At 69.4% G+C, this 22,868-nt stretch carries 16 protein-coding genes; 6 read left to right on the forward strand and 10 right to left on the reverse strand.

Annotation, left to right across the window (positions count from 1 at the left end; genetic code table 11):
* Positions 1–56 precede the first annotated feature (56 nt).
* Positions 57–890 carry a hypothetical protein gene (locus tag ACFYRU_RS11640; protein ID WP_387656279.1) on the reverse strand — a complete coding sequence of 278 codons (834 nt, stop codon included), beginning with the start codon at positions 888–890 and terminating at the stop codon, positions 57–59.
* Positions 891–1,016: 126 nt separating this feature from the next.
* On the opposite strand from ACFYRU_RS11640, the gene ACFYRU_RS11645 reads away from it, so the two are divergent.
* Positions 1,017–1,340: a rhodanese-like domain-containing protein gene (locus tag ACFYRU_RS11645; protein WP_387656281.1), complete on the forward strand. Its 324-nt coding sequence runs from the start codon at positions 1,017–1,019 to the stop codon at positions 1,338–1,340.
* A 39-nt stretch (positions 1,341–1,379) separates the two neighbouring features.
* Here the strand turns inward: ACFYRU_RS11645 and ACFYRU_RS11650 are convergent, their stop codons facing one another.
* From ACFYRU_RS11650 to ACFYRU_RS11660, 3 genes are read right to left on the reverse strand one after another with little or no spacing between them, the layout of a single operon-like run.
* Positions 1,380–2,498: a sensor histidine kinase gene (locus ACFYRU_RS11650; RefSeq protein WP_387656284.1), complete on the reverse strand. Its 1,119-nt coding sequence runs from the start codon at positions 2,496–2,498 to the stop codon at positions 1,380–1,382.
* 1 nt (position 2,499) lies between these two features.
* Positions 2,500–3,648 (reverse strand): sensor histidine kinase, encoded by a 1,149-nt coding sequence (locus ACFYRU_RS11655; RefSeq protein WP_387656287.1) that lies wholly within the window; start codon positions 3,646–3,648, stop codon positions 2,500–2,502.
* Positions 3,649–3,675: 27 nt separating this feature from the next.
* Positions 3,676–4,206 carry a hypothetical protein gene (locus ACFYRU_RS11660; protein ID WP_387656290.1) on the reverse strand — a complete coding sequence of 177 codons (531 nt, stop codon included), beginning with the start codon at positions 4,204–4,206 and terminating at the stop codon, positions 3,676–3,678.
* A 135-nt stretch (positions 4,207–4,341) separates the two neighbouring features.
* Here ACFYRU_RS11660 and ACFYRU_RS11665 point away from each other — a divergent pair, with 135 nt between their 5' ends.
* From ACFYRU_RS11665 to ACFYRU_RS11675, 3 genes are all read left to right on the forward strand, one after another.
* Positions 4,342–5,001, forward strand: coding sequence for a response regulator (locus ACFYRU_RS11665; RefSeq protein WP_387656294.1), 660 nt, complete (start codon positions 4,342–4,344; stop codon positions 4,999–5,001).
* 84 nt (positions 5,002–5,085) lie between these two features.
* Positions 5,086–8,406, forward strand: coding sequence for a phosphodiester glycosidase family protein (locus ACFYRU_RS11670; protein ID WP_387656297.1), 3,321 nt, complete (start codon positions 5,086–5,088; stop codon positions 8,404–8,406).
* 10 nt (positions 8,407–8,416) lie between these two features.
* Positions 8,417–9,319: an LD-carboxypeptidase gene (locus tag ACFYRU_RS11675; RefSeq protein WP_387656300.1), complete on the forward strand. Its 903-nt coding sequence runs from the start codon at positions 8,417–8,419 to the stop codon at positions 9,317–9,319.
* Here the strand turns inward: ACFYRU_RS11675 and ACFYRU_RS11680 are convergent.
* The 4 genes from ACFYRU_RS11680 to ACFYRU_RS11695 form a co-directional block, all read right to left on the reverse strand.
* A complete protein-coding gene (locus ACFYRU_RS11680; protein ID WP_387656303.1) occupies positions 9,291–11,069 on the reverse strand; it encodes an alpha/beta fold hydrolase in 1,779 nt (592 codons plus the stop codon). The two genes, ACFYRU_RS11675 and ACFYRU_RS11680, sit on opposite strands and share 29 nt — an antisense overlap.
* 57 nt (positions 11,070–11,126) lie before the next feature.
* Entirely contained in the window at positions 11,127–12,905 is a 1,779-nt protein-coding gene (locus ACFYRU_RS11685; RefSeq protein WP_387656306.1) for an ABC transporter ATP-binding protein, read from the reverse strand.
* A complete protein-coding gene (locus ACFYRU_RS11690; protein ID WP_387656309.1) occupies positions 12,902–14,662 on the reverse strand; it encodes an ABC transporter transmembrane domain-containing protein in 1,761 nt (586 codons plus the stop codon). The genes ACFYRU_RS11685 and ACFYRU_RS11690 overlap by 4 nt, the downstream gene beginning before the upstream one ends.
* Positions 14,663–14,770: 108 nt before the next feature.
* The gene (locus tag ACFYRU_RS11695; RefSeq protein WP_387656312.1) at positions 14,771–15,703 is read right to left on the reverse strand and encodes a TrmB family transcriptional regulator; all 933 of its coding nucleotides are present in this window, start codon (positions 15,701–15,703) and stop codon (positions 14,771–14,773) included.
* Between the two features lie 221 nt (positions 15,704–15,924).
* Between ACFYRU_RS11695 and ACFYRU_RS11700 the strand changes: the two genes are divergently transcribed.
* Positions 15,925–19,713: a S8 family serine peptidase gene (locus ACFYRU_RS11700; protein WP_387656315.1), complete on the forward strand. Its 3,789-nt coding sequence runs from the start codon at positions 15,925–15,927 to the stop codon at positions 19,711–19,713.
* On the opposite strand, the gene ACFYRU_RS11705 is transcribed toward ACFYRU_RS11700, so the two are convergent.
* Together ACFYRU_RS11705 and ACFYRU_RS11710 are read right to left on the reverse strand one after the other, a co-directional pair.
* Positions 19,714–20,430 (reverse strand): hypothetical protein, encoded by a 717-nt coding sequence (locus ACFYRU_RS11705; protein WP_387656318.1) that lies wholly within the window; start codon positions 20,428–20,430, stop codon positions 19,714–19,716.
* Positions 20,431–20,487: 57 nt separating this feature from the next.
* On the reverse strand, positions 20,488–21,501 hold the full coding sequence (locus ACFYRU_RS11710) for a GTP pyrophosphokinase family protein (RefSeq protein ID WP_387656321.1): 1,014 nt from the start codon (positions 21,499–21,501) through the stop codon (positions 20,488–20,490).
* Between the two features lie 149 nt (positions 21,502–21,650).
* Here ACFYRU_RS11710 and ACFYRU_RS11715 point away from each other — a divergent pair, with 149 nt between their 5' ends.
* Positions 21,651–22,844, forward strand: a complete 1,194-nt coding sequence (locus ACFYRU_RS11715) for an ATP-binding protein (protein ID WP_387656323.1) — start codon at positions 21,651–21,653, stop codon at positions 22,842–22,844.
* The last annotated feature ends 24 nt before the right edge of the window (positions 22,845–22,868 follow it).

Here is a 22,868-nt window from a genome sequence, read left to right on the forward strand (position 1 = left end):
GGGGCGGTAGATCGATCACTGCCAGTAGAGGGGAAGTGCTCTCGGATTGCAAGCGGTCACAGGTGTACGACGTACGGTGACGACGCCGAGCGCCGCCCCGCGTCCAGCCGTGCCCGTAGTTCGGCCGAGCCTGCGCCGGTGATCCGCGTGAACCAGACGATCGACCGGCCCGGCTCGAGGCCGTCGAACGACCACGTCCGCGCTGCCGCCGACCAGCCCGGTGGCAGCGGGAGCTCGACCTCACCGCGGACCGTCGTACGGCCGAAGTTCGTCACGACGACGGAGAGCTCGGCGCGGCCCGGGTGGATCGAGGCCAGCACGGTCCCGACCGGAGCGACCAGGACCCGCCGTACGCCGGCCGGTACGGCGAGCGGTACGACCCGGCTTTCCGGCATCGGGAACGGCCCGATCGTGGTGCGGGTCAGTTCGTGACCGGTCACGCCGTACCGTCGGCCGGCGAGCCGGATCTGGTGCCGGCTGTCCGGTTCGACCAGGCCGACGAACCGTACGGCGACGTCAGCGGCGCGGCGCGCCACCATGTGGGCCGTCGTACCGGTCGGAGTGAGGTCCCAGACGCCGTCGGCGTTCGCCGTGACCGTGTCCGGCGGGACGATCCGCAGCTTGCCCGCGAGCGCGACCCGGACGGTCGGCGGTTCGCCGGTCTCGGGCAGCCGGACGACCAGGTCGTCGCCGTCGCGGCGCCAGGTGAGCGCCTTGCCGGTGTCGTCCTCGACGACGTGCCGCGGCGTCGTCGCGAGCCCCGGCAGCCGTACTTCGTGGTCCGGCGGACGGCGTGCGATCCGCAGCAGCAACAGCTCACGACTCCGCAGGATCGCCTCACCCCACGGTTGCGGTTCGAACTCCCCCGGGATCCCCTGAATCAGCGCCACCGCAGCCTCCCTCCGAGCCACGGTCCGTCCCCGGCTCCCCGCTGTCAACGCTTTTCCCGAGTTCCGGAACCGGGCTTTCCGAAACCGGTCGGCGCCCAGTTGGTCACCGTCTGACATGCTGGGGGCATGTTCCGGAACCAGGAGATTCCCTCGGTCGTGGTGAGCGAGCTCGACGACGCGCTGCTGACGGAGGCGTTCGTGCTCGACGTCCGCGAGCCGGACGAGTGGGACCGCGGCCACATCGAGGGCGCTGTCCACATCCCGCTCGGCGAACTGCAGGACCGGGTCGGCGAGGTCCCGCTGGACCAGAAGGTGCTCTGCGTCTGCGCGGTCGGCGGCCGTTCCGGCATGGCCACCCAGTTCCTGAACCAGCTCGGCCGCGAGGCGATCAACCTCGACGGCGGCATGCACGCCTGGGAGGTCTCCGGCCGCCCAGTCAGCACGAACTGATGCGCTGCCCGGTCAGCACGGACTGATCCGCACGGCTGGTCAGCAGGAACCGAGCCGGCCGGGCATCGTCGCCTCGACCAGCCAGCCGCCGGCGACCGGTCCGGCGACGAGCTGACCGCCGAGCTCCTGCACGCGATCGCGCAGCCCGGCCAACCCATGGCCGGTGCCTTCGAGGAGCGGTCGTTGCCGGATGGCTTCGCCGTTCGTCACCCGGACCGTCAGGTTCCGGCCGGCACCGTTCACCACGACTCGCACCGCCGCGCCCGGTGCGTACCGCAGCGCGTTCGTCAGGCTTTCCTGTACGACGCGGAACGCGGCATGCGCCACCGGCGCCGGCACCCCGTCCCGCGACCCCTCGAACCGGCACGACACGTCCAGCCCGCTCCGCGCCGCCCGCGTGACCACCTCCTCGATCAGCGACAGATCCGGCCCGCCGACCGCCGTACCACCGAGCAGTTCGACCAGCCGCCGGAGGTCCTCGTGGCCCTGCCGCGCGGACTCGGCCAGCCCGGCGAACACCTGCTCGGCGCCGACCGGATCCCGATCCACCAGCCGCTGACCGGCCGCCGCCTGGATCACCATCACGCTGATCGCGTGCCCGACGATGTCGTGCAGCTCCGACGCGATCCGGGCTCGCTCGTGCCGTACGGCGAGCTCCGCGAACAGCTCTCGCTCCTCCTCCAGCTCACGCCCGCGCCGCGTCAGCTCCGCGGCTGACTCCCGGTGCAACCGAAGGACCGTCCCGGCGAGGAAACTCGGCACGCTGAACATCACCAGCGGCACCTCCGTGTGGTCCCCGAGCACGATCCACATCGTGAAGAGGAACACCGTGAACGCGCCCGCGGCGACCCAGGCGGGCCATCCCGACCAGCCGAGCGCGGCGACCAGCGTCACCAACGCGAGGATCGCGAACGTGGTGTCCGGGAACCACCCGTAGTCGGACAGGACCGCCGTCGACAGCAACAACCCCGCACCGACGACCGCGACCGTACGCGGGTGGGACCGCCACCACAACAACGTCAGTCCGCTCGCCAGCAATGCGCCGGCGAACACGTTGCCGAGTACGGTCGTCGGCCACCCGTGGATCGCCGTCGGCAGCGCGACGACCACGGCGACCAGCGCCACGATCGCCACCTGCTCGAGCCGGCGCGCGTTCATCTCAGCCGGCCACCGGCAGTTGCGCGACCGCTCCCGCGCGGCCTTTGCTGACCTTCACGTCGACCGATCCGCCGAGCAACTTCGCCCGTTCCTTGGCCCGGACCACGGCCGCCTTCAGCGCGGCCGCTTCGCCGATCTGCCCGTTGACCCGGATCTCGAGCGCGGCCGGCTCGAACCGTACGGTCACCAGGATCGGCTCGTCGGCCAGCGCGGTCACCAGGTGTTCGACGATCCGGTACGCGGAAACCTCCACCGTGGCGGGCAACGCCCGCGGATCACCGGTGACGACCAGCCGCGCGTTCGACGTACGGAGCCTGGCCAGCAGCGTGTCGAGGTGGGCGACCGTCGGCGCCGGCGCGAACGCGACGTCGTCGCCGCGCAGCAGCCCGACGATCTCGCGCATGTCGTCCAGCGTCTGTCGGCTGCCGGACTCGATCGATTCCAGCGCCGCCTTCGCCGCCGCCGGCGAGAGACCGGCCGCGGACTCGGCCGCGGTGGTCAGGCCGGCGAGCCGTTCCTGGAGCAGCCCGTCGAGTTGCCGCGACAGCCGGGCCCGGTCGTCGGCGACCTCCAGCGCGGCCCGTTCGTCGCGCAGCTGCCGCAGCTCGGCCTCCCGGTCCGCGAGTTCCCGGTTCAGCGCCGTACGCCGCCTGGCCGCCAGCCCGACGCCGAACACGATGCACACGATCGGCAGCGCCAGCACGATCGCGCTCGGGCCGGTGGTCGCGTCGATCACCAGCACGAGCACGGTCAGTACGACGCTCAGCCCGCACACGATCCACCGGGTCGTCCGCTCGGTCGCAAGCGCCCCGAGGAACGCGATCACGAACGCCAGCGGGAGACCCGCACCGCAGCGGGTCACCCACCCGAACAACAGGTCGTGCACGGCCATCACCAGTACGGAGACCGTGGCGACGGCGAGGATGCTTCGCCGCCACCACAGCACCGGAACTGCCGCCGCCGCGAACACCGGGAGCATCCAGAGCGAGTGCGAGCTCTGGGCGTGCACCATCGCCCCCTCCGCGATGGCGGCCCGCACCTGGGCGTCGGACGTCTGGACGTCCTCGATCATCAGCACGAGGCCGAGCAGGGTGAGGCCGCCCGCGATCCCCCAATCGCGGAGCTTGATTCCCCTGAAGACCTCACCCATGGCCTGCTCCCCACCGACCAGTCCCGCTCAGGCGTGCACGGCCGTCGGCGAAGTGGACTGCTTCGTGACTCGATTCTGCACGAACGCGCCGATCGCGTAGAAGAGCGCGACACCGGGCAGCGCGATCGCCAGTGCGCTCGCGACGGAGTCGATCGACGAGTCGCGGAACAGCATCACGAGCTGGATGACGACGATGCCGACGAGCCCGGTCGCCTGGTTGCGCCAGGATCCGGCGAACCGCGCGACTGCGTACGCCAGGGCGAACGTCAGCGGCAGGACGATCCCGCACCGCGTCAGCCAGCCGAACGCGACCACATGCGCGACTGTCGCGAGCGCGGTGATGCCGATGACCGCGAGGACGCTCCGGCGGCGCCACAGGATCGGCAGCGTCACCAGCAGGAACGCGGGCACCATCGCCCAGGTCGTCGTCGACAGCGGATGCGGCAGGTTGGTGTCCAGGGAGGCGGTGTTCTCGTACATCATCGCCACGCCCCCGGCCGTCATCAGGCCTGCCAGTACGTAGTCGAGGGGCCGGATTCCCTTGAAGATCTCGTTCATCGGTTTGTCCTTTCAGTCCGGGCCATGTCCTGAACGTAGATTTGGGTGGCCGTCGCCGACGTCTGGCGCAAGGACGATTGCCGTCGTCCGCGCGGATGATCCGCGTCGTCCGCACGGATGACGGACAATCAGCTCGTGTCCGACAAGATCCGGGTGCTGGTCGCCGACGACCAGACGCTCGTCCGTACCGGGTTCCGGGTGATCCTGGAGGCCGAGGGTGACATCGAGGTGGTCGCCGAGGCCGACACCGGTGCGGAGGCCGTCCGGCAGGCGCAGCTGGTCGCGCCGGACGTGATCCTGATGGACATCCGGATGCCCGAACTCGACGGGCTGTCCGCGACCGAGCAGATCCGCCGGCAGCCGGACCCGCCGACGGTCATCGTGCTCACGACGTTCGACCAGAACGAGTACGTGTACCGCGCGCTCCGGGCCGGCGCCGCGGGCTTCCTGCTCAAGGACTCCCCGTCCAGCCGGCTGATCGCCGCGGTCCGGGCCGCCGCGACCGGCGACTCGCTGATCGAGCCGGCCATCACCCGCCGGCTGGTCGAGCGGTACGTCGAACCCGTCGAGCCGCAGGGCATGCCGCCCGAGCTGGCCGCCTTGACCGAGCGCGAACTCGACGTACTGCGGCTGATCGCCGGCGGACTGTCCAACGCCGAGATCGCGGCCGAGCTCGTGGTGGCCGAGACGACGGTGAAGACGCACGTCGCGCGGCTGCTCACCAAGCTCGGGATCCGGGACCGCGTGCAGGCTGTCGTGGTCGCGTACCGGACGGGGTTCGTCAAACCCCGCTGAAACAACAGGTGAAAGACCTTCCGATCGGGATGGTAAGCGGTTAGTTTGTCACCGCCTGTGCGTCCGTCCGTTGGGGAGGCTCCTGTGTCGCTCATCCGTCCTTTGACCACAGCGATCGGCGTGGGCGGTCTGCTCGCCGGCGTGCTGGTCAGTCCCGCGGTCGGTCGAACCCAGGGCATCCCGGATGCCGCGATCGCCGAGAACGGCGTACTGACCTCGCGCTCCGACAGCCCGGTCGCGCCGGGCGTGAACTACACCTCGTTCGAGCGGCTCGACCCCAAGGGGTGGCAGCGCGGGGACATTCTCGACACCGACCTCGACAAGCACCGCGTGACCGTCGACCTGGTCAACGGCGGCAAGGTCTCCGGCGGACAGCCGCTCAGTCAGCAGTTGGCCCGCAAGGGTGCGATCGCGGGCGTCAACGGCGACTTCTTCGACATCAACGACACGACGGCTCCGCTCGGTGTCGGCGTGGAGTCCGGCAAGCTGCTGAACGCACCGGCCGACGGCCACAACGACACCGCGGTGATCGGCAAGGACGGGCTCGGCAAGATCGCGCAGCTCTTCCTCCAAGGGACGGCGACCGACGGCGCCACCAAGCTCGAGCTGACCAACCTGAACTCGCCGGCCGTGAACGCCGGCGGGATCGGCCTCTACACCCCGGAGTGGGGCGACGCGGCCCGGACCCGGACCGTCGACGGCCTGCCGACCGTCCGCGAGGTGATCCTTCGCGACGGAGTGGTCGTCTCTTCCGCCACTGCTCCGGCCACCACTCCGCTGGCCGCGAACGAGCAGGCGCTGATCGGCCGCGAGGCGGGTGCCGACGCGCTGACCGCGCTGCAGGTCGGCGACAAGGTCGACATCGCGTACGGCCTGCGCCCGGACGCCGCCGACGTCGCGGCCGCGGTCAGCGGCAACTACCAACTGGCGAAGGACGGCCAGGTGCCGGCCGACGTACCCGACGCCGACCTCGCGCCGCGGACCGCGATCGGGTTCGACGCGGACGGCAGCCGGATGATCCTGCTGACCGTGGACGGCCGGGCCACCGGTTCGCGCGGGCTGTCGCTGAAGGAAATGGGTCAGCTGATGATCAGCCTCGGCGCCGACGACGCGCTGAACCTGGACGGCGGCGGCTCCTCGACGATGCTCGCCCGGACGCCGGGCAAGGCCGCGCCGGACGTCGTCAACGACCCGTCCGACGGCAGCGAGCGGCTGATCCCGAACGGCCTCGGCCTGGTCCCGGCGAAGGGCTCCGGCAAGCTCAAGGGCTTCCGCGTCGAGTCCGTCGGCACCGCCGACGAGAGCCCGGACACCGACATCTCCCGCAGTTCCCGCGTCCTCACCGGCCTGAGCCGGGTGCTGAAGGCCACCGGCTACGACGAGACGTACGCGCCCGCCACCGGTACGCCGGCCTGGTACGCCGGGAGCAACGTCCGCGTCGACCAGCAGGGCGTCGTCACCGGCCGCCGCACCGGCGACGTGATCGTCACCGCCACCCGCGGTACCGCGAACGGAAGGTTCCCGATGACCGTCCTCGGTACGCCGGCCCGCCTCGCCCCGTCGACCCGCCAGGTATCGCTCGCGGACTCCACCGCGAAGGGCTTCTTCGAGATCGACGGGTACGACGCGGACGGGTTCGGCACCTGGATCGAGCCGCGCGACGTCAAGCTCAGCTACGACCCCACCGTCGTCAAGATTGTTGCTATGCGCAACGGTTTCGAGGTGAACGGGCTGACCAGCGAGGCGACCTCGACCGTGATCACCGCGAAGGTCGGTGCCCTGAGCACCCAACTCAGCGTCACCGCCGGCCTGACCAGCACCGTCGTCGACAAGCTCGACGACGTCACCAAGTGGGCCGCGAACGCCGTACCGGCGGGCAAGGCGACGGCGTCGCTGTCCGCCGCCGAAGGTCACGACGGCGGACAGGCGATCGCGCTCGACTACTCGCTGACGGGCAGCACGGCCACCCGCGCGGCGTACCTCTCGCAGACCCCGCAGCAGACGCTGCCCGGTCAGCCGCAGAAGCTCGGCGCATGGGTGTACGGCGACGGCAAGGGCGCGTGGCTGCGCGCGAACGCGTACGACGCCGCGGGCGGTACGGCGCAGACGCTCAATCTGGCGGCCGCCGTCGACTGGACCGGGTGGAAGTACGTCGAGGCCGACATCCCGCCGGGACTGACGTACCCGTTGCGGTTCTGGCGGATCTACGTCGTGGAGACCTCGCCGACCCGGCAGTACTCGGGGCGGATCGTCGTCGATGACCTGACCGTCCGCAGCGCGCCGCCGGTCACGATGGCCCCGCCGGCCAAGGTGATCGACCCGATGGTGGTCACCGACGGCACGGTCGTGACGGGCAGCCGCTGGCGGTTCGCGGTGATGTCGGACGCGCAGTTCACCTCCGACGACCCGAACTCGGACTACGTGAAGCAGGCTCGCCGGACGATCCGCGAGGCGCTCGCGCAGAACCCGGACTTCCTGGTGATCAACGGCGACTTCGTCGACCGTGCCTTCGGGCCGGACATCGCGCTGGCCAAGCAGATCATCGACGAGGAGGTCGCGGGCGAGGTCCCGGTGCACTACGTGCCGGGCAACCACGAGACGTACGGACCGGGTGACCTGTCCGAGTGGAAGAAGGTCTTCGGCGCCGCGACCAGTACGTTCGACCACAACGGCACGCGGTTCATCCTGCGCGACTCGTCGCTCGGCTCGCTCCGGGCCGGTGGGTTCGACCAGATCCTCGACCTGCGTCAGCAGCTCGACTCGGCGGCCGTCGACCGGTCGATCAAGAACGTGGTGGTGATGGCGCACCACCCGATCGACGACCCGTCGCCGACGCAGAACTCGCAACTGGGCGACCGCAAGGAAGCCGCGATGATCGTGAAGTGGCTGGCTGACTTCCGCGCCAAGACCGGCAAGGGCGCTGCCTACATGGCCGGTCACGCCGGGACGTTCGCTGCGACGCGTACTGACGGCGTACTGCTGCCGTTGACCGGTAACTCCGGCAAGAGCCCGGCCGCCGCGCCGGATGCGGGTGGCTTCACCGGCTGGGCGCTGGTCGGCATCTCGAAGACTGCGGGTCAGCCGTGGTTCCAGGTCGAGCTGCGGCCGCACGTGGACTCGCTGGAGCTCGCCGCGCCCGCTGCGCTCCGTCGCGGACAGACCGGGACGGCCGCAGCGACCGTCGTACAGGACAGCCGTCGGGTCCCCGTATCGTTCCCGGTGTCGGCGGACTGGTGGGGCTCGGCGACGATGCACATCGGTACGGCGAAGAGCGCGCCGTTCTGGGCGGTCGCATCGTACGACCCCGCCACCGGGGTGGTGACCGCACTGCGCCCTGGTACGGCTCAGCTCGGTGTCACGGTGAACGGGGTCTCCAAGAGCACGACGCTGCGAGTGGATTGGTAGCGTCAGCGGCGTGAATGACGTGGTACTGCCGCAGCGGCTGCGGAGTGGAGACCGGGTCGCTGTGGTGGCGCCGTCGGGGCGCGTGGATGCCGCGCGGCTGGCGGTTGGCGTGGAGCACGTACGGTCCTGGGGTCTTGAGGTCGACGTGATGCCGTCGGTTCTGGCCGGGCACGAGCGGCTGCGGTACCTCGCCGCCGACGACAAGGCGCGCGCCCAGGACCTGCGGAACGCATGGCTCGACCCGCGGTACGCCGCGGTGTTCTGTGCGCGCGGTGGGTACGGCGTGCAGCGGATGATCGAGTACGTCGACTTCGACGAGCTGGTCGCCGTACCGAAGTGGTTCCTCGGGTTCAGCGACATCACCGCATTGCACGAGCCGTTGAACGCACGTGGTCTCGTGACACTCCACGGGCCGATGGCCGCGGCCGTAGAGCAGCTGGCCGTGGAGGAGGGCCGAGAGCGACTCCGGGCGTTGCTGTTCGAGCCGGAGACCGTCACAGACCTGCTGAGCGGTGCCCGCACTGTGGTCGACGGAGTTGCGGAGGGCAGGCTGCGTGGCGGCAACGTCGCGATGCTGGCGGCAAGCGTCGGTACGCCGACGTACGCACCACCAGCGGGCGTTGTCGTCCTGGAGGACGTCGACGAGGCCGGCTACCGAATCGACCGGCTCCTCACCCAGCTGCTCCGGGCCGGATGGTTCGACCAGGTCACAGGTGTCGTAGTCGGCGACTTCAGCGGCACCCAGGATCCGGTCGACGTCGTCCGCGAGCGGCTCGAGCCGTTGGGCCTGCCGATGGTGGCGGGTGCCGCGATCGGGCACGAGCCGTTGAACCTCGCCGTACCGCTCGGGTTGCCGGTACGGCTCGACGCGACCGCCGGGACCCTTACGCCAGGTGGTCTCGCAGGAAACTGAACGCCTGCGGGTACGCGTCCAGGCGGTTGTCGAGCTTGGCCAGGCCGTGGCCCTCGTCCGGGTACACGAGCAGCTGACAAGGTACGCCGCGGCTCGTCAGCGCCGCCGTGATCTGCTCTGCTTCGGACAGCGGCACCCGCGGGTCGTTGGCGCCGTGGATGACGAACAGCGGCGCGCGGATGTCGTCGACCCGGCTGAGCGGGCTCGCGGACTCCAGGAACTCGCGGTCCGTCGCGAGATACCCGTACTCACGCTCGCGCATTGCCCGACGGTAGTCCGACGTGTTCTCCAGGAACGTCACCAGCGAGGCGATGCCGACGATGTCCACACCGGCCGCCCACAGGCCCGGCTGGAACGAAACACCGGCCAGCACCATGTACCCGCCATACGAACCACCCCAGAGCGCGGCGCGCTTGGGGTCGGCGTCGATCGTCGGCAGCCACGCGTTGATCGCGGCCAGGTCCCGCACCGAGTCCAGCCGCAGCTGCCGGTCGTCCAGCGAGTACCAGCGCTTCCCGTAGCCGGCCGAGCCGCGGACGTTCGGTACGACGACCGTGTGGCCCTCGCCCGCGAGCGCCGAGATGATCGGGCTCCACATCCGCATCGCGGCGCCTTCCGGGCCGCCGTGCACGTGGACCACGGTCGAGCCGAGATTCGGTGCGGTCGGGTGGAACACGAACACCGGCACCTGCTCGCCGTCGAAAGACGGGACCCGCAGGCTCTCCGGGTGTTCCAGCTCGGCCGGTACGTCGGCCGTGCTGATCGGCGTCGGCTCGCCGTTCGGCACGTACCGGTACACCGTCGGCGGCTGGATCGGGGAGTTGTAGGTGATCGCCGCGAACGACCCGTCCGGCGACCAGATCGGGTCCGGCGTGGCGATCATCAGCGCGGCGCACCCGCCGGCGGGCAGACCGACCGGCGCGATCGCCGTACCGTCCTCCAGCCGGTGCAGCGTGAGCGCGACCTCGCCGTCCTCGAGGACGGCGACCAGTTGGTGCTCGCCGTCCGGTGACGGCCAGGCGGCGAGATCACGCGCGTCGTCGACCAGTACGTCGGTCCAGGCAGCGTCGGCCACGTCGTACCGGCGGACCGCCTTCCGGTCGCGACCGGCATCACTGGACACCACGAACGCGGACGAGTCCGGCAGCCACGCCACCGGGCCTTGGTCGTTGTGGGCGTCCTCGGGCGTCAGCTCGGTGACCGTACGGCTCGACGTGTCGACGAGCAGCAGCTGCATCGAGTTCGCAGGGCTGGAGGCCTTCGAAAGTACGACCCACTTGTCGTCCGGCGACGGGTCGACGGCCATCACCCAGCCGCCGGCGTCGTACAGGACGGTGTCGCGACCGGAGGCCAGGTCGCGGGTGACGAGGTCGAAGTCGACGCCGTTGCGGCGGTTCGTCGTGTACAGAATGCGTCCGGCGCGGGCGGCGACCAGGTGGTGGATGTACTCCGCGTCGTGCACCAGCGGGGTCAGCGCCGGCAGGCCGTCATCGGTGAGGTCCAGGATCGAGAGCTGACCGCGTTCGTTGCCGCCGGTGTCGTGCTCGACGACCACCCGGCTGCTGCCCGGAACGAACCGGGCGCCGCGGCAGGTGTCGCCGAGATCGGTCAGCGCACGCCATGTGCCGTCCGGCGCGACCTCGTTGACCTGGCGGGTGCCGGTGCCGTCGTACAGGACCAGCATCCGGCCCTCGTCGTCGATGTCGAGGGCCAAGGTGGTGGGCAGCGAAAACAGCGTTGTCAGCAGCACCACGCCATCCTCACACGGTATGGAGGGCGTCAGACGCCCTCCATACCGTCAGCACCGTCAGCGGTCGCCGTGCCAGGAGTGCCAGAGCGCGGCGTACGCACCCTGCGCGTCCACCAGTTCGTCGTGGCCGCCCAGCTCGACGATCTTGCCGTCCTCGACCACGGCGATCACGTCGGCGTCGTGAGCGGTGTGCAGCCGGTGGGCGATCGCCACCACGGTCCGGCCCTCCAGGACGGTCGCCAGGGACCGCTCCAGGTGACGGGCCGCACGCGGGTCCATCAACGAGGTCGCCTCGTCCAGGACCAGCGTGTGCGGGTCAGCCAGCACCAGCCGGGCCAGTGCGACCTGCTGAGCCTGCGCGGGGGTCAGCGAGACCCCACCGGACCCCACCTCGGTGTCCAGCCCGTCGTCGAACCCGGCGACCCAGCCGTCGGCGTCGACCGAACGCAGCGCCGCCCACAGGTCCGCGTCGGACGCGTCCTGTCTCGCCAGCCGCAGGTTGTCCCGCACACTGCCCACGAACACGTGGTGCTCCTGGTTGACCAGGGCAACGTGACTGCGCACCTGCTCCGCGGACATCCGGTCCAGCGCCGCACCGCCCAGGGTGATGTCGCCGACGCGAGGCGAGTAGATGCCGGCCAGCAACCGGCCGAGCGTCGACTTGCCCGCACCGGACGGTCCGACAAGCGCAACCCGTGCACCTGGCTGCACGGTCAGCGTCACGCCGTGCAGCACGTCGCGACCTTCCAGGTACCCGAAGCGGACGTCGTCGGCCAGTACGGTCCGCCCGTCCGGCTCGGCCTCGCTCGTGGTGGCGGCCTCCTCGACCTCACGGACGCCGACCAGCCGCGACAGCGACACCTGCGCCACCTGGAGCTCGTCGTACCAGCGGATCATCATGTTGACCGGCTCGACCAGCTGCTGGATGTAGAGCGCGCCCGTGGTCAGCGCACCGACCGTGAGCCAGCCCTGGATCGCGAACCCGCCACCGATCACCAGCACGGCCGCCAGCGCGACCGTGTGGGTCATGTTGATCACCGGGAACAGGATCATCCGCAGGTACAGCGTGTACCGCTCCCAGGCGACCCACTGGCCGATCCGGGTGTCACCGAACTGGATCCGGCGGCCACCGAGCCGGTGCGACTCGACGGTCCGGCCGGCGTCGACCGTCTCGGCCAGCGCCGACGCGACCGCGGCGTACCCGGCCGCCTCCGACCGGTACGCCGATGGTGCGCGGCGGAAGTACCACCGGCCGCCGATGATCAGGATCGGGGTCGCGATCACGACCGCGATCGCCAGCGCCGGCGCGGTGACGACCAGCGCGCCGATCAGCAGCGACGCCCAGATGATCGCGATCGTCAGCTGCGGTACGGCGTCCCGCATCGCGTGCGACAGCCGGTCGATGTCCGTGGTGATCCGGGACAGCAGGTCACCCGTCCCGGCGCGCTCCAGTACACCCGGTGGCAGGCCGACCGCGCGGACCAGGAAGTCCTCCCGGAGGTCCGCGAGCATCTCCTCACCGAGCACCGCACCGCGCAGCCGGGTCATCCGGACGAACACGGTCTGCACCAACAGCGCAATCACGAAGCCGATCACGACAGACGGCAGCTTGACGTCGGTGCGGCCCTCGGACAGCTTCTGCACCACGTTGCCGAGCAGCCACGGGCCGACCATGCCGCTCAGCGCCGCCACCGTGTTCACCACGGTCAGCCACAGGAACTGCCGGCGGTGCCGGCGGAACAGAGTCTTGACGTAGGCACGTACGGTCGCACCTTGCGCTACCGGCAGCCGCACTACTTCCTGCGGGGCTGCCGGGTCGTACTCCGGGCGCTTCACAAGGACTCCTCGAACGTTGCTTCTTCTTCACGGGTCACGACAGCGCGGTACTGCGCGTTGGCGTGCAGCAGCTCGTGGTGCGTACCAACGGCGGCCACGTGGCCGTCCGGTACGAACACCACTCGCTCGGCGCGGTCCAGCATCAGCGGGCTCGACGTGAACACCACGGTGGTCCGGCCGTGCCGCAGCAGTCGTAGACCGTCCGCGATGCGCGCCTCGGTGTGCGCGTCCACCGCACTGGTTGGCTCGTCCAGCACGAGCACCTGCGGGTCGACGTACAACGACCGTGCCAGTGCGACCCGCTGACGCTGGCCACCGGACAGAGACCTGCCGCGCTCGGTCAGCACCGCATTCATCGCGTCGGACTCACCTGCGGGCAGGGTCTGCCGCAGTACGTCGAGGATGTCCTCGCACTGCGCCGCGTCGAGCGCGGTCTCCGGAGAGACCGCACCACTGGCCGGTACGTCGAACAGCTCGCGCACTGTCCCCGACAGCAGCACGGGGTCCTTGTCCTGCACCAGCACAACCGTGCGCGCCGACTCCAGCGGGAGGTCATCCAGCGCGACACCGTCGAGCAGCACGGACGCCTCGTCGGTACTGCTCGGGCTGTGACCGCCCAGGCGGTCGGCCAGCAGACCGCCCGCGTCAGGGTTGCCGCTGACGACCGCGGTGAAGCTCCCGGACGGCACGTGCAGTCCGGTGACCGGGTCGAGCAGGTCACCCTCCGGCAGCTGTGCCTCGCCGGCGGCCTTGGTCTCGTCGGTGCGCTTCAGCGACAGCACCCGCGCGGCCCGGCGCGCCGACACCTTCGAGAAGATGAACGCGCTCGCTGTCTCCTCGAACGTGTGCAGCGGCACCAGCATGAACGTGATGAAGCCGTACGTGGTGACCAGCTCGCCGACCGAGATGCGGCCGGACGTCACCAGCCGGACACCCATCCAGACCACGAGCACCAGGAACAGGCCGAACAGCAGCACCTGCAGCGCCGCGATCAGCGACCACATCCGTGCACTGCGCACGGCGCTGCTGCGGTACTGCTGGGAGGCGTCGCGGTAGCGCTCCAGGAAGAGCTGCTCACCGCCGATGCCACGCAGCACGCGCAGACCGGCCACGGTGTCGGCGGCGAGCTCGGTGGCCCGGCCGCCCTTGGCCCGCTGCTCGTCCGCGCGGCGTTCCGCAGGACCCATCAGCGGGACGATCGAGAACGCGAGCACCGGTACGGCGATCGCGACCACCAGGCCGAGCCGCGGTTCGTACAGCAGCAGGCCGATCACGACCGCGAAGCAGGTCAGCAGCGCGGCCACGAACCGGCCGACCACCTCGACGAACCAGCCGATCTTCTCGACGTCGCCGCTGCTCACCTGGACCACCTCACCGGCGGCGATCCGGCGGGTGAGTAGTGAACCGAGCTCGGCCGCCTTGCGGAACAGCAACTGCTGCAGGCGCGACGCGGTGCAGATCCAGTTGGTCACGACGGCCTTGTGGAAGTACGAGTCGGCGCCGGCCTTGGCCGCGCCGAAGACGAGCAGCAGCCCGCCGGACAGGATCAGCTTGGGCCAGGACAGGTCGATGGCCGCCTGCACGGCGAGCCCGACCGCGACCGGAGCGGCGGCGATGCCACCGAAGTACACCAGTCCCCAGAAGACCGCCAGGGCCTGCCCGCGGAGCTGCTGGTGTTCCAGCCAGAGGATGAGTCGGAGGCCGGACCGGGTATCGGGCACACCCGGATCGGCGAACGGAATGAGGCGCAACGACATGACGTCTCGCAATGAGGCATAGAGGGGTGGAAAAGGAGGCCTGACCAGGCGAATGGATCAAGCCTAGGCGGCCCTGCCGACAGTCCGTCAAACCGTTTTGCGGTCCGGTCACCCGACCCGGGACCGGCTCAGCCCGACCGCCACTCCGGCCTGGAAGCGGGTCGCGGCGTTCAGACTGCTCTGCACCCGCCGGACCCGCCGTCCGACGGTCCGCAGGCTGATGCCGAGTTCCCGGGCGATCGCCTGGTCTCCCATGCCGGATGCGAGCAGCGCGATCAGGGTCCGGTCGTCGTCCGGATCGGTGACCGTGGCAGGCTCCAGGTGCAACGGGAGTGCTCCGGCCCACACCTGCTCGAACAGTGCGATCAGACTGTCCAGCAGCGAACTCGGCCGGATCACCAACAGTCCCTCGGTCACCGGGCGTCCGGTGGTCACCGGCATCGTCGCGGCCTGGTCGTCGAAGATGGCCAGCCGGACCGGTACGTCGCCGACGACCCTGGCCTGTTCCCCGACCGCGAGGGTCGTCCGCAGTGTCTCCAGCCCCTGCTCGTCGACAGCGTCGCGGCTGTACACGATGCGGTGCCTGACCCCGCGGTGAATGGCGGTGGTGACCGGCACGGTGTCAGCAGGGACGATCCGCTTGCCGTACGGCGGCGTCTCGAAGGCACGCAGCTCGTACTGCGTGGCAGCGTGCAGCGCCAGTGCGTACTCGGGTGCCTGGTCACCCGGCACGAGTTCCACCGGCGTCTGCCGGGCCGCCCCGGGTGAGGCCCGGTGCAGGCGCTCGAGTTCGCGGACGCGTGCCGCCGTGCGGTCGAGGTCGGCGCGGCGCTCGTCGAGCAGGCGCTGCAACGCGAGCTCGGGTGGTACGGCGGTGTGCTGCCCGTCCACGCAGCGCAGCAGCCCGCGCGCGACCAGCTGCTCGAGAGCGTGCCGCCGGGCCGGAGTGCCGGCGAGTTCCGCGGCGGTGCGGCCGGGGTCGGTCAGGACCTGTTCGTACAGCTCTTCCTGCGCGGGGTCGATGCCAAGGCTCTCCAGCACGGGCTCAGGCTATGTCTGATACCGGTCAATGGCCTAGACAGGTCCTGCGGATGCCTTTACACCCGTGAATCGCCTCGGTGACGCTCCTAGCACCCCGCCATTCAGGAGCCGCCATGTCCCGCCCAGCTCGCTCAGTCCTGTCAGCCCTGCTTGGTACGGCCCTCGTAGCGGTTGTGCTGTCGGCCGCCGATGCTCAGGCCACACGACCCGAGCAGGCCTCTGTGCCGACCACCACCAGCCTGCCGCGGGTCACCAGCCCGACCACTGTCACGCTGATCACCGGTGACAAGATCACGCTGACACCTGCACCGGACGGCGTCACCCAGGTCTCGATGCAGCCCGCGGTACGGTCCAACGGGTTCCGGCCGGTCCTGCGGCTGACCGAGTCGAAGGACCGGCAGGTCGTCGTACCCGAGGACGCGGCTCCGTTCATCGCCTCCGGTGCGCTCGACGAGAGCCTCTTCGACATCGGCTACCTGGTCGCCAACGGATACGCCGACGAAGCGACCGATGAGCTTCCGGTGATCACCCAGCTCTCGTCGGCGGTACCGGTCACGAAGCTCCGCAGCCAGGCGGACGCGGTTCCGGGAGTCGCTCCGACGACTCAGTTGACCAGTCTGCACGCCACCGCGGCCGACGTCCCCAAGACGCAGGCGGGCGCGTTCTGGGCCGCGATCAGCGAGGGCACCAACCAGCGGGCCGCCTTCGGCCGGAGCGTCGCCCGGGTCTGGCTGAACCGGAAGGTGCACGCCACGCTCGACCAGAGCGTGCCGATGATCGGCGCACCGCAGGCGTGGGCGGCGGGGTACGACGGTCGCGGTGTGAAGGTTGCCGTCCTGGACACCGGCATCGACGCCAACCATCCGGATCTGAAGGGCCGTGTCACCGCGTCGAAGAACTTCACCAGGGACCCAGATCTCTCCGACGGCTTCGGCCACGGCACGCACGTCGCCTCGATCATCACGGGCTCCGGCGCCGCGTCCGGTGGCCGGTACAAGGGCGTTGCACCGGGCGTCGACCTGATGGTCGGCAAGGTGCTGGACCACACCGGCACCGGTGAGGAGTCCGACATCATCGCCGGGATGGAGTGGGCGGTCGCACAAGGCGCCAGGGTGATCAACCTGAGCCTTGGTGGTGACGCCGCCGGCGACGAGTCGCAGGACGCCGGGGTCCTGGCCGTGGATCGCCTGACACAGTCGTCCGGTGCGCTGTTCGTCATTGCCGCAGGCAACAATGGGCAGTACGGCGCGTCGACGATCAGCAGCCCCGGCACGGCCCGGTCCGCGTTGACGGTCGCCGCCGTCGACAAGAGCGACAAGCTGGCCTACTACTCCAGCCGTGGCCCGCTGCTGTACCCGGACCACGTGAGCAAGCCCGACATCGCCGGTCCGGGCTCCGCCATCGTCGCCGCCCGCGCGGCCGGAACCTCGATGGGCTCCCCGGTCGACGACTACTACACCGCGGCCGACGGTACGTCGATGGCCACGCCGCACGTGACCGGCGCGGCCGCGATCCTCGCGCAGGAGCATCCGGATTGGAAGGCGGACCAGCTCAAGGCCGCGCTGATGAGCACGAGCAAGGACGACGGGTACTCCGTCTTCGAGCAGGGTGCCGGACGGGTCGATGTCGCCCGGGCCGTCAGCCAGCAAGTGGTGGCCACGACCGCCGGCATCGACTACGGGCGCGTCCCGGACTCCGAGCAGGGCGATCTGGTCCGGCCGGTCAGCTATCGCAACGACAGCGCGAGTGACGTGACCTTGAGCCTGAGCAGCTCGCTCCACGGTTCCACCGCGGTGTCAGTGCCAGGACAGGTCGTCGTACCTGCACACGGGACGGCCACCGTGGAGCTGACGTTGCACGCGGGTGCGTTGGCGACGGGCTTCGCCTCCGGTGCGGTCGTGGCGAGTGCTGACGGCGTACAGGTGCGGACTCCGATCGCGGTGCGGAAGGCGCGGAAGACCTTCCCGGTCCAGATCGACGTGGTGTCCGGTGCGCCGATGATGATGGGCGCGAACATCGTGGCGTACAACGTCGACGACAAGACGGTGACGAAGCAGGACGTGTACGCGCGGATCGCTCCGGACCGGATGAGCGCCACGCTCACGCTGGAGCTGGTGCCGGGCCGCTACTGGATCGCCGTACGGCACGACAGGTTGCAGCCGTCGCAGCGGCTCGAGCACGTGCTGATGTCCGATCCCGAGGTCGATGTCCAGAGTCCTTTGCACCTGACGTTCGACGACAAGGACGCTGTCCCGTACCGGGTCCGCACAGACACTCCGACACAGCCACTCAGTGGCGGTGTCACGCAGCGACGGGACCCGGTCGCCGGTGACTGGGGACTGGTCCTCGTGGACACACTGTCCCAGTACGCCGACGGTGAGCTGCTGATGTCACCGACGAAGCCCGTCGGCACGGGCAGGTTCGTGGTCAACCTGACCTCGACGCGCGGTCTGCCCCGGGTCCAGCTGACGGTGGACTCCCACAACGGCAGAGGGCTGTCACTGATCCCGAACTACCCGGACTACTACGGCACCGGCAACTCCCGCTTCGACGGCGTCTGGAAGAAGCTTCCCCTGGTGGACGTCGGCGCAACGCTGGAGCCGGCCGAGCTGAGCAGTGTCCGCGGCAAGCTCGTGCTGATGTCCTTCACCTGGGGCAACGGCGGCTACGACTGCACGTTGAACGTCGACGACATCGCCGCGCTCAAGGCCGCCGGGGCCGTCGGTATCCTGCAGGAGTCCGGCGAGTGCGAGCTGTATCCACAGTTGGTGGACAGCGACGTCCTGCCGATCGCCGGCATCGACAAGCTCGAGGGTGCGCGGCTGCGTGCGGTACTCGCCCGCGGTCCGGTGACAGTCACGCTCACCGGTACGCCGGACTCGCCACTCGTCTACCACGTGGTGCATCCGTTCGCGCAGGTTCCGGCGTCGTTGGACTTCCGGGTCCACGACCGCGACATGGCGCGGATCCGGAGCAGCTACACACCGGAGTGGCATCCGGAGACTCGCGGTGCCAAGGCGCAGGTCGGTGCTCGGTTCAGCAAGGAGATGGAGCCGACGCTGTTCACGTGGGAGACGTACTTCAACAAGGTCCCGCAGACCAGAGAGGAGCTGTTCTGGCCGGTTGGTCCGGACGTGCAATGGATCAGGTCGGCCGGCACCGAGTACGACCTGGCGTCGCTCGAGGAGCGGCGGACGATCCTGCGGCCGGGCCGGATGCCGGACGAACGGTGGCTCGGCGCGCCGCGCGGAATCGGGCCGTCCGACGTACCGCCTACCGCGACGAATCTCACCCACATGGGCTTCTGCTTCGCCTGCCGGGACGGAGACCGGCTGGTCGTGGTCCCGCAGTACGCGAACCCCGATCCGCTCGTCGTCGCATCGCTCAGACTGCTCGGTGCCCAGGCAAAGCTGTACGCCGACGGGCAGGAGATCCCGGGCACTCTGTACGGCGGTGCACTGCCCTCGTTCGACCTGCCGGCGACCGCACGCCGGTACAAACTGGTGCTCGACACGGACCTGACCACTGGACCGATGGCGCGGTACGACCTGTACAAGTACAGCGCCAGGCAGCACTCCGAGTGGACGTTCAACTCCGCACATGTCGATACGTCGAACCTCGGCAACACGACGTGCTACCAGGCGTGGGCCGAACAGACCGATCTCGCGTGTGCGCCACAGCAGTTGCTGTACCTGCGTTACTCCGCGCCGACAGACAGCTCCAACAGAGTGCGCGGTCCCGTGGTGCCCTTGCAGATCAAGCCGTACTACGAACGCACAGCCGGTCAGCAGGCGCCGGCGTCGTACCGGTCGGTGAGGGTGACAGTCAGCTACGACGGCGGCAAGACCTGGGCGGCAGTCGCTGGAGTCAATCTGCGGAGCGTCTACCAGGCGCTGCTCGTTCCGCCGCGTGGGACGAAGACGATCTCGCTGCACGTCGAGGCCACGGACCGCAACGGCAACACAGTGGACCAGACGATCTTCGACGTCCTGGGGGTGTTTCCGGCATAGCTATTGATACATGAGTGGTTGCGCTTCGGGTCGGCTGTGTTGCCAGAGGGTTGCCACGCCGCGCTTGTTGAACTTGCGGCGAACTCGTCGCTGGCCGACGACGAACAGGACGAGCAGGACGAACCACAGCAGGAACGGAACCCCGCGCCCGCCGAACACGGACAGGAACGCGATCGGCACGGCAATGCCGAACAGGTAGAACACGAAGAGGATCTGGAGGGTCTGCGAGAACATGATCTCGAAGACCTTCTGGTCGTTCACGCCCTGCTGGTTGGTGGAGTGGTTCAGCACCGCGAACGTGAACCGCTTGCGACCCTTGTGCGCGGTCCAGAAGGTCGCCACCTGGCCGGGCCACGCGGTGACGTCGAAGTTCACGACCTCGACGTTCCACTGCCGGTTGTCGGGGAGACGCAGCAACAGCGTGTCGTAGACGTCGGTCCTCCTCGTGACTGTCCCGGGACCGTAGCCCGGGTACGCGGGGTACTCGGTCGTCGTGGTCGTCTCGGTGTACCGCTGCGAGGCCAGTACCTTCCCCGTCACGTGGGCCAGATGCCACGCCCAGTACCGCCCCGTGAATTTGGTCGCGGTGGCGTTCACCTTCAGCGGAAGCCAGCTCAGCACCATGTAGCCGACCAGCGGCAGGCAGATCACCACCGTGATGAACGTGAACGCGATCAACTTGGCCGAATCACTCAGGCCTGAAGACGACGAATCCATAGCTGTACTCCCCCCTGAGCTCAGTATCGCCGCAGGGAGCGTGCTGACAAGAGTTCGTCAGGATGTGGTGAGGCCGGCCCGGGTCAGGGCTTTCAGGCGGCCCTTGAGGATCTTCTGGCGGCGGTCTTCGTCCGGGAACAGTTCCAGGTACGCCGGGCCCTTCGCGGCGAGTAGGTCGTCGTCCAGGCGGCGCACGGTGCCGGCGGGAGCCCGATGGGTCATGGCGGCTTGTACTGCTTCGCTGTCGATGCCTGTGAGGAGCTCGGTGAGCTGCTCCTCCGTGGTGACGCCCAGGCGATGCAGGATGCCCAGGATCCATGCGTAGTGCGTCGTCTTGGCGTGCGGCGCGTCCGGGTAGCGGCGGTTCAGGTACGTCGTCAGCGTCGCCGTGGTGAGGTCGAGTGGCGCCCTGTCGGACGCGGTCGCGGCCAACTCGCGGTACAGGCGGTCGATCTCGGTGAACTCGTTGTCTGCCAGCTCCATCAACGCGGCCGCGAGCAGGAACCGCCGGTCGAACTCCGGTTTCCGGTCCGGCGGGATGTCGAGCTTGTACCGGATGTCGTGCTCGAACTCCGCCCACGCGTGCTGGACCGCCGTCCGGACCTGGATCTCCATCACCAGGTTCTTCAGCACGGCGTACTCCGGGAGCTCGCGGCGGTGCTCGTTCAGCCGGACCAGGTAGTGCTTGCTGGCGTACCCGAAGACGCCCTGTGCGCGGGTGTGCGCGCCCATGTCGGTGTGCTCGACGATCTCGAACTCGGCCTCGATCACCTCGCAGACCCGGTCCACCGCCTCGACCAGGAACGTGATCACCCGGGCCGCGACCAGGTCGGTGATCTGGTTCAGCGGGTCGTCGTACTTCGGCCGGGCCGGATCGTCCGGGTGCGGTTTCGAGGCCTTCACCAGGAACGACTCCGGGTCCTTCGCCCGGGCGGTCGCCGTGAGGTAGTTGATGCCTTCCTCTTCGCCGATCAGCTCGTTGATCAGTGCCTCGAGCTTGCGCGCACCACCGACGTACTGCTGATGCACCCGCTCGTACAACGCCCCTGCTTGCGGAGCCCACTCCACCATGGCGGAACCATAGTGGTCCTGGCCTCGCTCGTGGTGTCTACGGCTTTCTAGTCATTTCACTAGAAAGCCGTAGACACCCCCAGCGACACGCTCTGGTCCTTGATCGGTCAATCTACGGAAAACGCTAGACGGGCTCATACAGTGAAAGCATGGATCCGATCCGGAATCCCTATGCGCCCGGCGCCGGTCAGCGGCCGCCTGAGCTGGCCGGACGCGACACCGAGGTGCGGCAGTTCGACGTGGTACTCGAACGTGTCGCTGCAGGCAGACCGGAGCGGAGCCTGGTGCTCAGCGGACTCCGGGGCGTTGGCAAGACGGTGCTGCTGAACACCCTGCGGTCCCAGGCGATCAAACGCGCGTGGGGCACCGGGAAGATCGAGGCCCGGCCGGACCAGAGCATCCGGCTGCCGATCGCGCAGGCGCTGCACACCGCGATGCGCGAGCTCGGCCACCGGCACCGCGACGACGAGAAGGTCGACCAGTTCAGCGCCGTCCTGAAGGCGTTCGCGCTGCGTACGGCGGCCAACGACCGGAAAGGGATCCGCTGGCACCCGCCGGTGGACGTGGCCGCTGCGAAGGGCCGGGCCGACTCCGGTGACCTGGAGATGGACCTGATCGAGCTGTTCACCGACGCGGCCGACCTGGCCGGCGACCTGACCGTCGGGGTCGGCTTGTTCATCGACGAGATGCAGGACATCAGCACGGACGACCTGTCCGCGCTGTGCGCTGCCTGCCACGAGATCTCCCAGCAGAGCGCGCCGCTTGTCGTCGTCGGCGCCGGTCTGCCGCACCTGCCGGCCGTACTGTCCGCCAGCAAGTCGTACTCGGAGCGGCTGTTCCGCTACATCCGCGTGGACCGCCTGGCGCGGGACGCGTGTGACCGCGCGCTGCTGATCCCGGCCGAGAGCGAAGGAGTGCAGTACGACGAGGAGGCCCTGGACGAGCTGTACGCGCAGACCGACGGCTACCCGTACTTCGTCCAGGCCTTCGCCCACTCCACCTGGGACCACGCGCCGACCTCACCGATCACCATCAAGGACGTCGCCGTAGCCGCCCCGGAGGCCTCCGCCGAACTCACCGTGGGCTTCTTCGGCTCCCGCTACGAACGAGCCACCCCCGCCGAACGCGAGTACATGCGCGCCATGGCCGAGCTGGGCATCGGCGTGGACGACGGCTCCGTCCCCACCTCCGAAGTAGCCAGCACCCTCAACCGCAAACCCCAGTCCCTGTCCCCCGCGCGCGACGGCCTGATCAAGAAAGGCCTGGTCTTCTCCGCCGAACGAGGCACCGTAGCCTTCACCGTCCCCCACTTCGGAAAATTCCTCCGCACCAGAACGGCTTAACGCAACCGGGGTTTCGTGGGGTGG

The organism is Kribbella sp. NPDC004536, from assembly GCF_042873835.1.
Lineage (GTDB): Bacteria > Actinomycetota > Actinomycetes > Propionibacteriales > Kribbellaceae > Kribbella.

Bases quoted from the DNA above. Each gene is read 5' to 3' on its own strand.
- ACFYRU_RS11655 (WP_387656287.1), bottom strand. From the start codon at position 3,648: ATGGGTGAGGTCTTCAGGGGAATCAAGCTCCGCGATTGGGGGATCGCG.
- ACFYRU_RS11690 (WP_387656309.1), bottom strand. From the start codon at position 14,662: ATGTCGTTGCGCCTCATTCCGTTCGCCGATCCGGGTGTGCCCGATACC.
- ACFYRU_RS11710 (WP_387656321.1), bottom strand. From the start codon at position 21,501: ATGGTGGAGTGGGCTCCGCAAGCAGGGGCGTTGTACGAGCGGGTGCAT.
- ACFYRU_RS11650 (WP_387656284.1), bottom strand. From the start codon at position 2,498: ATGAACGCGCGCCGGCTCGAGCAGGTGGCGATCGTGGCGCTGGTCGCC.
- ACFYRU_RS11645 (WP_387656281.1), top strand. From the start codon at position 1,017: ATGTTCCGGAACCAGGAGATTCCCTCGGTCGTGGTGAGCGAGCTCGAC.
- ACFYRU_RS11705 (WP_387656318.1), bottom strand. From the start codon at position 20,430: ATGGATTCGTCGTCTTCAGGCCTGAGTGATTCGGCCAAGTTGATCGCG.
- ACFYRU_RS11660 (WP_387656290.1), bottom strand. From the start codon at position 4,206: ATGAACGAGATCTTCAAGGGAATCCGGCCCCTCGACTACGTACTGGCA.
- ACFYRU_RS11715 (WP_387656323.1), top strand. From the start codon at position 21,651: ATGGATCCGATCCGGAATCCCTATGCGCCCGGCGCCGGTCAGCGGCCG.